This window comes from Bradyrhizobium glycinis (assembly GCF_016031655.1).
In the GTDB taxonomy this organism is placed as follows: domain Bacteria; phylum Pseudomonadota; class Alphaproteobacteria; order Rhizobiales; family Xanthobacteraceae; genus Bradyrhizobium; species Bradyrhizobium glycinis.
Map to the genome: position 1 here is coordinate 159,081 of NZ_JACCHQ010000008.1, position 14,109 is coordinate 173,189.

The 14,109-nt window shown below is 66.1% G+C and carries 12 protein-coding genes; 8 read left to right on the forward strand and 4 right to left on the reverse strand.

The annotated features are described in order from the left end of the window. Positions 1 to 2 precede the first annotated feature (2 nt). Genes HZZ16_RS14400 through HZZ16_RS14410 form a run of 3 tightly spaced genes read left to right on the forward strand, consistent with a single transcriptional unit; the run spans position 3 to position 2,513 of the window. Positions 3 to 1,397, forward strand: coding sequence for an AtzE family amidohydrolase (locus HZZ16_RS14400; protein WP_197949099.1), 1,395 nt, complete (start codon positions 3 to 5; stop codon positions 1,395 to 1,397). Between the two features lies 1 nt (position 1,398). Beyond that, positions 1,399 to 1,794 (forward strand): oxalurate catabolism protein HpxZ, encoded by a 396-nt coding sequence (gene hpxZ, locus HZZ16_RS14405; protein ID WP_197949100.1) that lies wholly within the window; start codon positions 1,399 to 1,401, stop codon positions 1,792 to 1,794. Further along, on the forward strand, positions 1,791 to 2,513 hold the full coding sequence (locus HZZ16_RS14410; RefSeq protein WP_197949101.1) for a GntR family transcriptional regulator: 723 nt from the start codon (positions 1,791 to 1,793) through the stop codon (positions 2,511 to 2,513). The genes hpxZ and HZZ16_RS14410 overlap by 4 nt, the downstream gene beginning before the upstream one ends. Positions 2,514 to 2,606: 93 nt before the next feature. Here HZZ16_RS14410 and atzF read toward each other — a convergent pair whose 3' ends face one another. After that, complete coding sequence (gene atzF / locus HZZ16_RS14415; protein WP_197949102.1) at positions 2,607 to 4,424, reverse strand: allophanate hydrolase; 1,818 nt, start codon at positions 4,422 to 4,424, stop codon at positions 2,607 to 2,609. Between the two features lie 185 nt (positions 4,425 to 4,609). Beyond that, complete coding sequence (locus tag HZZ16_RS14420) at positions 4,610 to 5,113, reverse strand: MarR family winged helix-turn-helix transcriptional regulator (protein WP_197949103.1); 504 nt, start codon at positions 5,111 to 5,113, stop codon at positions 4,610 to 4,612. Positions 5,114 to 5,267: 154 nt separating this feature from the next. On the opposite strand from HZZ16_RS14420, the gene HZZ16_RS14425 reads away from it, so the two are divergent. Further along, positions 5,268 to 7,112 (forward strand): feruloyl-CoA synthase, encoded by a 1,845-nt coding sequence (locus HZZ16_RS14425; RefSeq protein WP_197949104.1) that lies wholly within the window; start codon positions 5,268 to 5,270, stop codon positions 7,110 to 7,112. A 345-nt stretch (positions 7,113 to 7,457) separates the two neighbouring features. On the opposite strand, the gene HZZ16_RS14430 is transcribed toward HZZ16_RS14425, so the two are convergent. Further along, a complete protein-coding gene (locus HZZ16_RS14430) occupies positions 7,458 to 7,964 on the reverse strand; it encodes a MarR family winged helix-turn-helix transcriptional regulator (protein WP_197949105.1) in 507 nt (168 codons plus the stop codon). Between the two features lie 83 nt (positions 7,965 to 8,047). On the opposite strand from HZZ16_RS14430, the gene HZZ16_RS14435 reads away from it, so the two are divergent. The 3 genes from HZZ16_RS14435 to HZZ16_RS14445 are packed head-to-tail and all read left to right on the forward strand — an operon-like array spanning position 8,048 to position 10,858. Next, positions 8,048 to 9,256, forward strand: coding sequence for a cytochrome P450 (locus HZZ16_RS14435; RefSeq protein WP_197949106.1), 1,209 nt, complete (start codon positions 8,048 to 8,050; stop codon positions 9,254 to 9,256). A 12-nt stretch (positions 9,257 to 9,268) separates the two neighbouring features. Beyond that, positions 9,269 to 9,592, forward strand: coding sequence for a 2Fe-2S iron-sulfur cluster-binding protein (locus HZZ16_RS14440; RefSeq protein WP_197949107.1), 324 nt, complete (start codon positions 9,269 to 9,271; stop codon positions 9,590 to 9,592). 54 nt (positions 9,593 to 9,646) lie between these two features. Continuing rightward, positions 9,647 to 10,858 carry an ABC transporter substrate-binding protein gene (locus HZZ16_RS14445; RefSeq protein ID WP_197949108.1) on the forward strand — a complete coding sequence of 404 codons (1,212 nt, stop codon included), beginning with the start codon at positions 9,647 to 9,649 and terminating at the stop codon, positions 10,856 to 10,858. Positions 10,859 to 11,077: 219 nt separating this feature from the next. Here the strand turns inward: HZZ16_RS14445 and HZZ16_RS14450 are convergent, their stop codons facing one another. Further along, positions 11,078 to 12,340, reverse strand: a complete 1,263-nt coding sequence (locus HZZ16_RS14450; RefSeq protein ID WP_197949109.1) for an NAD(P)/FAD-dependent oxidoreductase — start codon at positions 12,338 to 12,340, stop codon at positions 11,078 to 11,080. A 300-nt stretch (positions 12,341 to 12,640) separates the two neighbouring features. Between HZZ16_RS14450 and HZZ16_RS14455 the strand changes: the two genes are divergently transcribed. Continuing rightward, on the forward strand, positions 12,641 to 13,813 hold the full coding sequence (locus tag HZZ16_RS14455; RefSeq protein ID WP_197949110.1) for an ABC transporter substrate-binding protein: 1,173 nt from the start codon (positions 12,641 to 12,643) through the stop codon (positions 13,811 to 13,813). Positions 13,814 to 14,109: the final 296 nt, after the last annotated feature.

The following is a 14,109-nucleotide window of genomic DNA, read 5'->3' on the forward strand; positions in this document are numbered from 1 at the left end:
CCATGTCGGCCAAACCAGAGATGACGGCCTCCGAGATCGCGAGTGCGGTTGCGGGGCGCAAGATGTCCGCGCTCGATGCCACCGAAGCTGTGCTCGCGCGCATCGAGCAGCATGACCGCATCCTCAATTCCTTCACCGACGTCACCGCCGAACGCGCCCGCGCCAAAGCGCGCGCGATCGATGCCGACATCGCTGCAGGCAGGAAAGTCGGTCCGCTCGCCGGCGTGCCCTTCGCCGTCAAGAACCTGTTCGATGTTGCGGGCCTGCCAACGCGCGCCGGCTCGAAGATCAACCGCGATCTCGCGCCCGCCAAGCGCGACGCGACGCTGATCGAGCGGATGGAAGCGGCCGGTGCCGTTCTCGTCGGCGCGCTCAACATGGGCGAATACGCCTACGATTTCACGGGCGAGAACATCCATGACAGCCCCTCGCGCAATCCGCACGACACCACGCGGATGAGCGGCGGCTCCTCCGGCGGCTCGGGCAGCGCCGTCGGCGGCGCGCTGGTGCCGATCGCGCTCGGCTCCGACACCAATGGCTCGATCCGCGTGCCGTCGTCCTTCTGCGGCATCTTCGGCCTGAAGCCGACCTATGGCCGGCTGTCACGCGCGCGTTCGTTCCCGTTCGTGGCGAGCCTCGACCATCTCGGCCCGTTCGCGCGCTCCGTCGCCGACCTCGCGCTCGCCTATGACGCGATGCAGGGTCCGGACGCAGACGACGGCGCCTGCACCACGCGCGGGTTGGAGCCGGTCACGCCGCTGCTCGATGAGTCCATTTCCGGTCTGCGCGTTGCGATTGCCGGCGGGCACTTCCAGAAGAATGTGTTTCCGGAAGCGGTCGAAGCCGTCAGCCGCGTCGCCAAGGCGCTGGGCGCAACGCAGGTGGTCGACGTTCCCGAAGCATCGCGCGCCCGCGCGGCGGCTTACGTCATCACCACCACGGAGGGCGCCTCGCTCCATCTCGATCGCCTACGCAAGCGCCCTGGCGATTTCGACCCGGCCGTGCGCGACCGGCTGATCGCGGGCGCCATGGTCCCTGCGCCGCTGGTCGACCGCGCACAAAAATTCCGCCGCTGGTATCGCGCACAGCTCGCCGAGATCTTTCGATCCGTCGACGTGCTGCTGGCGCCAGCGACGCCCTGCACCGCGCCGAAGCTCGGCCAGGTCAATTTCAATCTCGACGGCGTCGAGCTGCCGGTGCGCGCCAATATCGGCATCCACACCCAGCCGATTTCCTTCATCGGCCTGCCGGTGGTCGCGGTTCCGGTGCCGCTGGAGCCGCTGCCGATCGGCGTGCAGATCATTTGCGCGCCCTGGCGCGAGGACATCGCGCTGCGCGTTGCGCACGCATTGGAGAAGATGGGCGCCGTCGCGGCGCCCGCGCCGAGAGGATTCTAAGATGGAGATCGATCTCCCCGACGTGATCGCGGAAGTCAAGGCCGCGTTCGAGCGCTACGAGCAGGCCCTCGTCAGCAACGACGTCGCCGTGCTCGGTGAGCTGTTCCGCAACGATCCGCGCACCTTGCGCTACGGCATCGGCGAGAACCTCTATGGCTACGAGGCGATCTCCGGCTTCCGCGCCGCGCGCTCGCCGGTCGGGCTGAACCGCCGCACCGCCAAGACCGTGATCACGGCTTACGGCCGCGACACGGCGGTGGCGTCCACCTTGTTCTATCGCGATACGGCCCCCGGCAAGGTCGGCCGGCAGATGCAGACGTGGATACGTTTCCCGGAGGGCTGGCGCGTCGTCGCCGCTCATGTCAGCATCATCGACGAGCCGAAAGAGACCGTATGACGCTTGATGATCTTCCGCAGGGCGCATTGCCGGCCGAGCCGGTGGTGCCGCGCGTCGACCGTCCATCGCCGTCGCTGCTGAAGGTCACGCGCGCCGAGGAGCTGCGACTGCAGCTTGCCGACGAGATCGTGCGGGGAACGCTGGCGCCGGGCTCGCCCCTGGACGAGACCGACATCGCAAGGCGCTTCAACGTCTCGCGCACGCCGGTGCGCGAGGCATTGCGCCAGCTGGTGGCGAGCGGCCTCGTCGAGGCGCGGCCGCATCGCGGCGCCGTGGTGGCGCAGCCATCGATCGAGCGACTGAAAGGCATGTTCGAGGCGATGGCGGAGCTCGAGGCCTTGTGCGCGGGCCTTGCCGCCGAACGCATGTCGGCGGCAGAGCGTCATGGCCTGGAGGCCATCCATGAGGAGCTGCGGGTGCTGAGCTATGCCGGCAATCCCGAGCGCTTCCACGAGGTCAACGAGCGCTTTCACAACGCGATCTATGCCGGTTCGCAGAACGGCTACATCGCCGAGATCACGCTCGCGACCCGCGTCCGCGTGCAGCCGTTCCGCCGCGCCCAATTCCGCAACCTCGGCCGCCTCGCCAAGTCGCAGGCCGAACACGACCGCGTCGTCGTCGCCATCATGCGCGGCGACAAACAGGGCGCCGCCGCCGCCATGCGCGCGCATATCGAGCTGGTGCGCGGGGAGTACGAAATCTACGCGGTGTCGGTTTAGGGCGACGCGCTAGGTGCTGTAGGGTGGGCAAAGCGAAGCGTGCCCACCTTATGGTGATGGTGGGCACGTCACGCGAAGAGCGCACCTTCCACCCTACGAGGCCTGCTTTGCCGCAGCTTCCTTCATATACGCGCGCCAGCCGCCATAGGCGGTGATATCGCGCGCTTCGGCCAGCACCTCCGGCTCGACGAGGAATCCCTTCACGCTGCGCCCGTCCGCGAGCGTGATCGTGCCGATCGCCATCGGCGCGGGGATCGCGTTGACGAACTTGCCGAAGGCCGACGACGACAACGACCAGATCTCCAGCTCGATCGAAGCGCCCGTGCCGGCCTCGACGCGCAGCATGCCCGGCTTCGGCGGCGTGGTCTGAAGCGCATACAGCTTGTAGTCGGCGGCCGTCCTGGTGACTTCGATCAGGCGCGCGTTCAGCGCGGTCAATTCCCCGTTCAGCGCCATGCCAGTGAGATGCGCGCCGACCACCGCAAGCGGGATTTCATCGTCATTGCTTGCGGGCAGTGGCGCGAGCGGGGCCTGCGCCACGCCCTTTGCACCGAGCGTCAGTTTGATATCGGCATGGAACACCCGGCCGATGCTGGCGAGCATCGCATCGCGCCCTGCGGGTGCCAGCAGCGTGATGCCGAATGGAATGCCGTCGCTGCGCATCGAAGCCGGCACGGCGAGACCGCAGAGGTCGAGCAGGTTGACGAAGTTGGTGTAGGTGCCGAGCCTGCTGTTGAGCTCGATCGGGTTGGCGAGCACCTGCTCCGTCGTGTAGACGGTCGGCGCGGTCGGCAGCACCAGCGCGTCGATGTTGGCGAATGTTCGCTCGGCGATCTTGCGCAGGCCCTGCAGGCGATAGAGCGCCGAGAACGTTTCCGCCGCCGTGAGCCGCGCACCTCCCGCGGTGATCTCCCGCGTCACAGGGTGAATCGCATCAGGCGCGGACGCCAGCAGGTTCTTGATCACGAGGTAACGCTCGGCGACCCAGGGACCCTCATAGAGCAGCCGCGCCGTCTCGTAGAACGGCTCGAGGTCGAACTCGACCAGCGTCGCCCCAAGCGCGGTCCAGCGCTTCAGCGCATCGTTGTAGGCGGCTTCCGCTTTCTTGTCGCCGAAGAAGATCAGCTGACCATTGCGCGGCACGCCGAGGCGCAGGTTTGCCGGCATCGGCGTGATCGCGCCGAGCGGCCGGTCGCGCGAGAATGGATCGGCCTGGTCGGGGCCGGCGACCACCGACAGGGCGAGCGCGGCATCGTCCACCGTGAGTGCGAACACCGAGATGCAGTCGAGCGTGCGGCAGGCCGGTACCAGGCCTGCGGTCGAGATCATGCCGAGGCTCGGCTTCAGCCCGACGATGTTGTTGAGCATCGCCGGCACGCGGCCCGAGCCGGCCGTGTCCGTGCCGAGCGACAGCGGTACGAGGCCGGCGCCGACCGCGGTGGCCGAGCCCGAGCTGGAGCCCCCGGGAATGAGATCCTCGCGAATCGAATTCTTAGGGATGCCGTAGGGCGAACGGACGCCGACGAGGCCGGTCGCGAACTGGTCGAGATTGGTCTTGCCGATGATGATAGCCCCGGCCGCGCGCAGGCGCGCGACGGCGGTCGAGTCGTGCGTGGGCGTGTAGGAGAAAGCCGGGCAGGCCGCGCTGGTGGGAAATCCCAGCGCGTCGATATTGTCCTTCACTGCGACCGGCACGCCGTAAAGCGGCAGGCTTACCGCATCCACACGGGCCGCGAGCTTCTCCGCCTCCGCGATCGCGTCCTTCTCGTCGCGCAGGCTGATGAACACGGCAGGATCGTCGTATTCGCGGATGCGCCGATAGGTTCGCGCGACCGTCTCCGCCGGCGTCAGTGTGCCCGCGCGGTGCGCGGCCACAATCGCGGCGATCGTTTCAGGCTGCTCGGCCCCCATGGCGGCAAAACTCCGGCAATTCGTCTTCGCCCAGAGTGAAGCAAGCGATGTGCCATTGTGTACAGAATCCGGGCAGGATGACCGTGCCGGATATTATCGTGCGATCAGTGGCTTGGGAGATATTTCGGCCGGCGCTCGGCCGGTCGCTTCGGCGACCTATCTGCCTAAATCATGGGCAGCCGAGATCAGGTGAAGCCGGAGAGGATCCGGAGCAGGTGTGCCCGGTTCTCCTTGCCGATCTTCGCCTCGACGTGCCGCTCGTGCTCGGCTGCGAGCCGCTTGAATTTCGTCAGCGCCGTCTCGCCCTGCGCGGTGAGGTGCAGCGCATGCGAGCGCCGGTCCTCCTTCGACTTGATCCGCTTCACCAGCTTACGCTTTTCGAGGCTGTCGAGCAGGTGCACCAGTCGGGCGCGCTCGATGCCGAGGCGTTTTGCCACCGCCATCTGCGACAGGCCCGGATTGGCGCCGATCACGGTCAGCACCGAATATTGCGTCGGCCTGATATCGACCTCGCCGAGCGTCTTGATGAAGTCCTGAAAGATCCAGATCTGGAAGCGCCGCACCGCATAGCCGGCGTGGCCGACCAACGCGTCGAGGCCGACGTCGTCGGCGACATCGCGTGGTGCCGCGCCGTTGCCGGCGCGCTTGCGTGGGGATTGGCGGCTGTCGGCCCGGGCTGTGGCGGTCACGTCTGCGTCTCCTGTCGCGCGCGATCCTAGCGCCCCAGGCCGCGGAACGAAAGATTGTTGTTGACGACAACAATTGCCGCGCCCAACATTATGGCCAAAGCAGCCCGGAACGAGGCTGCGGCCGATCCTGTAACCGGGGTGGAGGAGGAAACACATGACAGTCGCCTCACATGGTGACGTTGCGGGCCTGTTCGCAACGCCGAGGACCGTCGCAGAGCATCGGCCCGACGGCAGCATCGTTCTGCGCTCGCCCGAGCCGCTCGGCGAGTTTGCGCGCTGCACCGGCGATTGGCTGGAGCAATGGGCGCAGCAAAGGCCGGATGCGATCTTCCTCGCCGAGCGAGGCAATGTCGAAATGCCCTGGACCACTGTCACCTATGCGCAGGCGCTGCGGAAGGTGCGCGCCGCCGCGTCCTGGATCCTGGCGCAAGGGCTCAGCGCGGATCGCCCCGTGGCGATCCTCTCCGACAACAGCGTCGATCATGCGCTGCTCGCGCTCGCCGCCCAGCATGTCGGCGTACCCTCGGCGGCGATCTCGCCGGCCTATTCGCTGATGTCGAAGGACTTCGACAAGCTCAAGAGCATGATTGCGCTTCTCAACCCCGGCGCGATCTACGTCTCTGCGCTCCAGCCGTTCGCACCAGCGCTGGCCGCAATCAAGCCGCTGCACAACGCACAGATCATCAGCGGCAACGCCGATGACGACGCGCTCGCGTTCCGCGCCATTGCGGCAACGCCCGAGACGCCCGACGTCGCAAAGGCCTTCGCCGCGGTGACGCCGGACACGATCGCAAAATTCCTGTTCACCTCGGGATCGACGGGCACACCGAAAGCCGTCATCAACACCCAGCGCATGCTGACGTCGAGCCAGCAGGCCAAGGCACAGACCTGGACCTTCCTCGAACAGAGCCGCGATCTCGTCATTCTCGATTGGCTGCCCTGGAGCCACACCTTCGGCGCCAACCACAATTTTAACCTGGTGCTGCGCAACGGCGGCGCGCTCTACATCGACGGCGGCAAGCCCGCGCCCGGCCTGTTCGCGGCCTCGCTCGCCAACCTCAGAAGCGTGATGCCGACGGTCTATTTCAACGTGCCGCGCGGCTTCGACATGCTGATCGCGGCACTGCGAAGCGACGAGGAATTGCGCCGCCGCTTCTTCGGCGAGGTGAAATTCGCGTTCTATGCCGGCGCCGCATTGCCGCAGAATCTCTGGGATGCTCTCGGAGAGCTCTCGCTCGAGACGGTCGGCCGCGCGCTGCCGATGGTCTCGGCATGGGGCTCGACGGAAACCTCACCGCTCGCCACCGACTGTCATTTCCTCGCCGAGCGCTCCGGCAATATCGGCGTGCCCATTCCCGGCGCCGAGCTGAAGCTCGTCACCTCCGGCGACAAGCTGGAGGTGCGGGTGCGCGGCCCCAACGTCACGCCCGGATATTGGAAGGCGCCGGAGCTGACGAAGCAGGCGTTCGACGAGGAGGGCTTCTACCTGATCGGCGACGCCGTGAAGCTTGCTGATAGCGCACGGCCCGAGCGTGGCCTCTTCTTCGACGGCCGCGTTGCCGAAGACTTCAAGCTCAATTCCGGCACCTGGGTCAGCGTCGGCACATTGCGGGTTGCCGGCATCGCCGCGCTGGCGCCGCTGGCGCAGGACATCGTCGTCGCCGGTCACGGCGGCGACGAGGTGCGTTTCCTCGTGTTTCCCAACGTCGCAGCCTGCCGCGCTCACGCGGGGCTGCCCGAGACGGCCGATGTGAACGACGTGCTGGCGCATGACAAGGTCCGCAGCGCAATCGCACAGGGGCTGGTGAGGCTGAAACAGCAGAGCGCCAACTCCTCCGCCCACGCCACCCGCGCCTTGCTGCTCGCCGAGCCGCCGTCGGTCGACGGCGGCGAGATCACTGACAAGGGCTACATCAACCAGCGCGCCGTGCTGACGCGCCGCGCCGATGCGGTGGCGCGGCTGAACGATGATGCGTCGGGGGAGTGGATCGGGTTGTAAGGGCCGAGTCAGCGACGCCACATTCCGCTGTCATTCCGGGGCGCGCCTCTTGGCGCGAGCCCGGAATCCATTTCACCGTAGGGGTGTTGCACGACGGATTCCGGGTTCGCGCTACGCGCGCTCCGGAATGACGAGTGGGATACGCCAGCGATACTGTCGCAATATCGTGCCGATTATTTTGTTGCCTAAGCAACTAATCTGTGCGAACCGTTTCGGAGAAGGACGACGGTGGAGGAACTGCCGCGTCCGCTCTCGGAGGAAACAATGCTTGGCAGGAGAGGTCCCGCGGGCAAACGCGGACGCATGCCCAACAGCGGCGGTGCGATGCGCGCGCGACGCGGCCGGTCAACTGTGGCTGCTGTCCGTGACCGCGCCGAGATTTTCGTGCAGCCGGCGCAAGAGATCGATCAGCACCTCGCGCTCGTCCTTGCTGAGGCAGGACAGCAGGCGCCGCTCGCGTTCGAACGCAGCGACGATCACCTTGTCGTGGGTGGCGCGGCCCCTGGCGGTCAGCGAGATCGAATGGGTGCGGCCGTCGTTCGGGTCCGTGCGGATCGACACCAGCCCACGCTTTTCCAGGCCAGCAAGGGTCCTGCTCACCGGGCCCTTGTCGAAGCCGATGACGTGGCAGATGCGCGAGGCCGGAATGCCGGGTTCGATCGCCAGCAGCGACATGATTCGCCATTCGGTGACGTTGACACCGAATTCGCGCTGATAGAACGCGGTCGCACTGTTCGACAGCTTGTTGGCGATGAAGGTGATGAACGCCGGGACGTAACGGTCGAGATCGAGCGTCGGTCCCGCATCATTGGGCGCAGGCTTCTGGCGGGCTCTGGTCGAGGACGGCGGCATATCGGGTTTCTGACTCGCTGCGGGCCCAAAGACCTAAGGACATGCGCCACCCTTTCACAAGATCAAAATGTGGGAGATCTTCCATGACCGCATCCGGCGCCGCGGGATCGGGCGTCCCGCATCTCGACGTCGATCCCTTCGACATGACTTTTCTTGCCGACCCCTATCCTGCGCATGAGCTGCTGCGGGAGGCTGGCCCCGTGGTCTATCTCGACAAGTGGAACGTCTATGGCGTGACGCGCTATGCCGAGGTTCACGCGGTGCTGAACGATCCCGCCACCTTCTGCTCCAGCCGCGGCGTTGGGCTTTCCGACTTCAAGAAGGAAACGCCGTGGCGGCCGCCGAGCCTGATCCTGGAGGCCGATCCGCCCGCCCATACCCGCACCCGCGCCGTTCTGTCAAAGGTGCTGTCGCCGACGGTGATGAAGCAGGTGCGCGACCGTTTTGCGGCGGCGGCGGAGGAACGGGTCGACGCGCTGCTCGAGCAGCGCAGCTTCGACGCGATCACCGACCTTGCCGAGGCTTATCCGCTGTCGATTTTCCCCGATGCGCTCGGCCTGAAGCCGGAGGGCCGCGAGCATCTGATTCCCTATGCGAGCGTCGTGTTCAACGCGTTCGGGCCGCCGAACGAGCTGCGCCAGCAGGCGATCGAGCGCTCGGCGCCGCACCAGGCCTATGTCGCCGAGCAATGCCAGCGCGAGAACCTCGCGCCCGGCGGCTTCGGCGCCTGCATTCATGCGCAAGTCGACGAAGGCGCCATCACGGCGAGCGAGGCGCCGCTGTTGGTGCGCTCGCTGCTGTCGGCCGGTCTCGATACCACCGTCAACGGCATCGGTGCTGCGGTCTATTGCCTCGCGCGCTTCCCCGACCAGTGGCAGCGCCTGCGCGAGGATCTCACGCTGGCACGCGGCGCCTTCGAGGAGGCCGTGCGTTTCGAAAGCCCGGTGCAGACCTTCTTCCGCACCACCACCCGTGAGGTCGAGCTGTCCGGCGCGAAGATCGGCGAGGGCGAGAAGGTGCTGATGTTCCTCGCCGCCGCCAACCGCGATCCGCGGCGCTGGGACGAGCCCGGCCGCTACGACATCACCCGCCGCACCTCCGGCCATGTCGGCTTCGGCTCCGGCATTCACATGTGCGTCGGCCAGCTCGTCGCCCGCCTCGAAGGCGAGGTGATGCTGACGGCGCTGGCGCGCCGCATCGCGAAGATCGAGATCACCGGCGAGCCGAAGCGCCGTTTCAACAACACCCTGCGCGGGCTCGACAGCCTGCCGGTCACCATCACCCCCGCCTGACGAGGAGTCTCGATGCCCGCCATCATGTTTATCCATGCCGACGGCAGGCCCGACCGCGTCGAGACTTCAGGCGGCGAGAGCGCCATGCAGGCCGCGACCCGTCACGGCATCGACGGCATTTTGGCCGAATGCGGCGGCAACGCCATGTGCGCGACCTGCCATGTCTATGTCGACGAGAGCTGGCTCACACGCCTGCCCGAGATGGCGGATGATGAGGACGCGCTGCTCGATGGCACCGCCGCCGAGCGGCGGCCGAGCAGCCGTCTGTCCTGCCAGATCAAGATCACGCCCGAGCTCGACGGCCTCGTGCTGAGACTGCCGGAGCGGCAGGTCTGACTTTCCAATCGCGCCGGCAAAGACCGGCAATCGACCAAACAGGGGAGGGAATTCATGAAAGCTCTGAAGTGGACGCTCGCACTGGCGGCGAGCCTGGTGACCGGCGCGGCGAGCGCGGAAATATCGGACAACGTCGTGCGCCTCCGCGTGCTCAACGACATCTCCGGCATTTTCCAGGACACCAACGGCATGGGCTCGGTCGAAGCCGCGCGCATGGCGGCGGAGGATTTCAACGGCGGCGGCAAGGGCATCAAGGTCGAGATCGTCTATGCCGATCACCAGAACAAGGCCGATGTCGGCAACGCCATCGTGCGCAAATGGCTCGACGTCGAAGGTGTCGATGCCATCGTGGACGTGCCGAACTCGGCCGTCGGGCTCTCGATCAACGCGCTCCTGCGCGACAGCCGCATGACCTTCCTGGCGTCCTCGACGGCGAGCTCGGATCTGACCGGCAAGGCGTGCTCGCCCAACACCATCCAATGGGTCAACGACGCCTGGGCGACCGGCAACACCACGGCAGCCGCGATGATGTCGCGCGGCGGCAAGGACTGGTATTTCCTGACGGTCGATTACGCGCTCGGCAAGGGCATCGAGGCGGAGGCGCAGAAATACATCGAGGGACATGGCGGCAAGGTGCTGGGCTCCTCCAAGCATCCGCTCGGCACCTCCGATTTCGCCTCCTTCCTGCTGCAGGCGCAGAGCTCCAAAGCGCAGGTGATTGGACTTGCCAATGCAGGCGGCGACACCATCAACGCGGTGAAGCAGGCCGCCGAGTTCGGCATCCAGCAAAGCGGGCAGAAGCTCGTCGCCTTCCTGCTCTTCATCAATGACATCCACGGCATGGGCATCAAGGTCGCGCAGGGCCTCCAGCTCATGGAAGCCTTTTACTGGGACATGAACGACGACACCCGCGCGTTCGCCAAGCGTTTTGCCGCGCGGCCCGGCATGAACGGCAAGATGCCGAGCGGCAACCAGGCCGGCGTCTATGCTTCCACGCTCGCCTATCTCAACGCCGTCGCCGCCACCGGCAGCGACAATGCCAAGCAGGTCGTGCCCGAGATGAAGAAGTTCAAGGGCAAGGACAAGCTGTTCGGCGACACCGCGATCCGCCAGGACGGTCGCGTCGTGCATCCGATGTATCTGTTCGAGGTGAAGAAGCCGGAGGAGTCGAAATATCCGTACGACTATTACAAGCTGGTCTCGACCATTCCGGCCGACCATGCGTTCCGCCCGCTGGCGGAGGGCGGGTGTGAGCTGGTGAAGTAGGGAACGCTGTTGCAGCGAGCTCGGTTGCCTTCACCCTCCCCTGGAGGGGGAGGGTCGATCGCGCGCAGCGCGAGCGGGGTGGGGTGATCTCTCCGCTCGGGCACTGTTGGATGAGGAGAGACTGGTCACCCCACCCCGTCTCACATTTCGCTGCGCACCATGTGAGCCGACCCTCTTCCTCCAGGGGAGGGTAAGAGGGCCGCGCTGCGTCAGTGCCTCCTACACCACCTTGCTCGATCCCTGCGTGATCAACCGCGCGGCGCGCTGGTCTCGCGCGTAGATCCAGAGCCAGCTCAGCGCGACGCTGAGGCGGTGGCGCAGGCCGATCAGGAAGTAGATGTGGGCGATGCCCCAGATCCACCAGGCGATGGCGCCGCGCAGCTTGACGCGGCCGAAATCGATCACCGCGAGCCGCTTGCCGATCTGGGCAAGGCTGCCGGCGTGCTTGTAGCGGAACGGGCCGGTCGCAGCACCGCGCAGGCGCGCTCTTATGGTCTCGGCGACATAGCGGCCCTGCTGCTTGGCGGCCGGCGCGATGCCGGGCACCGGCTTGCCGTCCCAGGCGTTGATGCTGACGGTATCGCCGATTGCGAAGATCTCGGGATGGGCTGGTATGGTGAGGTCGGCCTCGACCAGCACACGCCCCGCGCGATCGTGCGCTGCGCCCAGCCATTCGGCGGCGGGCGAGGCGCGCACGCCGGCGGCCCAGATCCGTGTCTTCGCCTCGAGCAGCTTGCCGCCGAACACGACGCCGTCGCGGTTGATCTCGGTCACGGCCTGCCCGAGCACGACCTCGACGCCGATCTTTTCCAGCGAGGCCTGGGCGTAGGCCGAGAGCTCGTCGGGAAAGCCGGCGAGCACGCGCGGGCCCGCCTCGATCAGCACGACGCGGGCCTTGTGCGTGTCGATGTTGCGGAAATCGCCGGGCAGGGTGTGATGCGCCATCTCGGCAATGGTGCCGGCGAGCTCGACGCCGGTCGGGCCGGCGCCGACGATCACAAAGGTCAGCCGTGCCGCGCGCCGCTTCGGATCGGTCTCGCGCTCGGCGCGCTCGAACGCCACGAGGATGTGCCGGCGCAAGGTGGTCGCATCCTCCAGCGTCTTCAGGCCGGGCGCGAACTGCTCCCATTCATCGTGGCCGAAATAGGCATGCCGCGCGCCGGTGGCCAGCACCAGCGTGTCGTAGGGCACTTCGCTGCCGTCGTCGATCAGCACGCAGCGACGAGCCGTGTCGATGCCGCTCACGGTGGCAAACAGCGTCGTCACCTCGCGTCGGTCGCGCATGAGATGACGGATCGGCCAGGCGATCTCGCTGGTTGCGAGCGAAGCGGTCGCGACCTGGTAGAGCAGCGGCTGGAACAGATGATGATTGCGGCGGTCGATCAGCGTGATCTCGACGGGGGCGCCCGCAAGCCGGTAAGTCGCCTCCAGCCCGCCGAAGCCGGCACCGACGATGACGACGCGATGGGGATTTGCGGCCATGATTTAACCCTCGAATCTCGCTGCTGCTCGCCTTCATTTAAGTGCGGATTGGGCGCCGCGGTCCAATAGCCGTCATCAATGGGCGAATAGACGGGATGCATCGATCCGGCGCGAAAAAGCGCCGCAGCCTCCGTCCAAGTGAGTAGAATTATATTTCTTGCCATCGCAGATTGAGGCGAAATATGGTGCAGGGCGAGCGCTGAGCGATTGGCGGCGCGACAGATTTTGCGTTCAATAGAGACGGGCCTGGAGCGGCGATCACCCCGCTTCCGGGGACCGATAATAAGGAGGGGAGTGGTTATGAGGACGGCATTTTGGCTGGCGGGCGCAGCGGCGCTGGTGCTGGCAAATCAGGCATTCGCCGGCGACACCATCAAGATCGGCTTCGTCTCGACCTTCAGTGGCCCGACCGCCTCGATCGGCAACGACATGCGCAATTCCTTCGAGCTCGCGCTCGATCATCTCGGCCGCAAGATGGCTGGCAAGCCGGTCGAGGTGATCTACGAGGATGACGGGCAGAAGCCCGACGTCGGCAAGCAGAAGACCGAGAAGCTGGTGCAGTCGGACAAGGTCGATTTCATCGTCGGCTACATCTGGTCGAACGTGCTCCTGGCCTCGCTCAAGACCGCGGTGGACTCGCAAACCTTCCTGATCTCGGCCAACGCCGGTCCGTCGCAGCTCGCGGGCGAGCTGTGCTCGCCTTACGTGTTCTCGACCTCGTGGCAGAACGACCAGACGCCGCAGGCGGTCGGCACCTATATGAACCAGAAGGGCGTCAAGTCGGTGTTCCTGATCGGTCCGAACTACGCCGCCGGCAAGGACATGCTGGCCGGCGTCAAGAGCACCTTCAAGGGTCAAGTCGTGGGTGAGGAATACACGGTGTGGCCGAGCCAGCTCGACTTCTCCGCCGAGCTCTCCAAGGCGCGTGCCTCCGGCGCCGAGTCGATCTTCGTGTTCTACCCGGGTGCCGCGGGCGTGCAGTTCCTGAACCAATATGCGCAGGCCGGACTGAAGAGCACGATGCCGCTCTACACCGCCTTCACCATCGACGAGCTCTCGCTGCCGCTCCAGAAGGAGAACGCGCTCGGGGTGCCCGGCGCGCAGCAATGGGTCAACGACCTCCCCAACGAGCAGAACAAGCGCTTCGTCGCCGACTACCGCAAGAAGCACCCCGGCCTGCGCCCGACCTTTTACGGCGCGCAGTCCTATGATGCCGCGAACCTGATCAACAGCGCCGTCGTCGCCGTGAAGGGCGACACCTCCAAGAAGGACGAGATGAAGGCCGAGATGGAGAAGGTGAACTTCAAATCGGTGCGCGGCTCGTTCAAGTACGGCAACAACCACATTCCGATCCAGAACTTCTACCTGCAGGACGTGGTCAAGGATTCCGAAGGCCAGCTCACCCTGAAGACCGTCGCCACCATCGTCGAGAACGACCAGGATCGCTTCCACGACAAGTGCAAGATGAAGTGAGGTCTCTCCTCTCCCTCTCCCCGTTCTTACGGGGAGAGGGGTGGGGTGAGGGGCTCTCTCCCCGAGGACGGAGTTGCTCGAATTCCTCGGTAGTCCCAACACCGTCATTGCGAGCGCAGCGAAGCAATCCAGAGTCTTTCCGCGGAGGGATTCTGGATTGCTTCGCTGCGCTCGCAATGACCTGTTGAGAGACCGTCGTCCCAGCGGATATGTGACTCGCGGAGACTCCCCCTCACCCGCCGCGCTCGGGACGATGCTTCGCATCGCCCGGGGCGCGTCGGCCTCCCCGCAGGCGG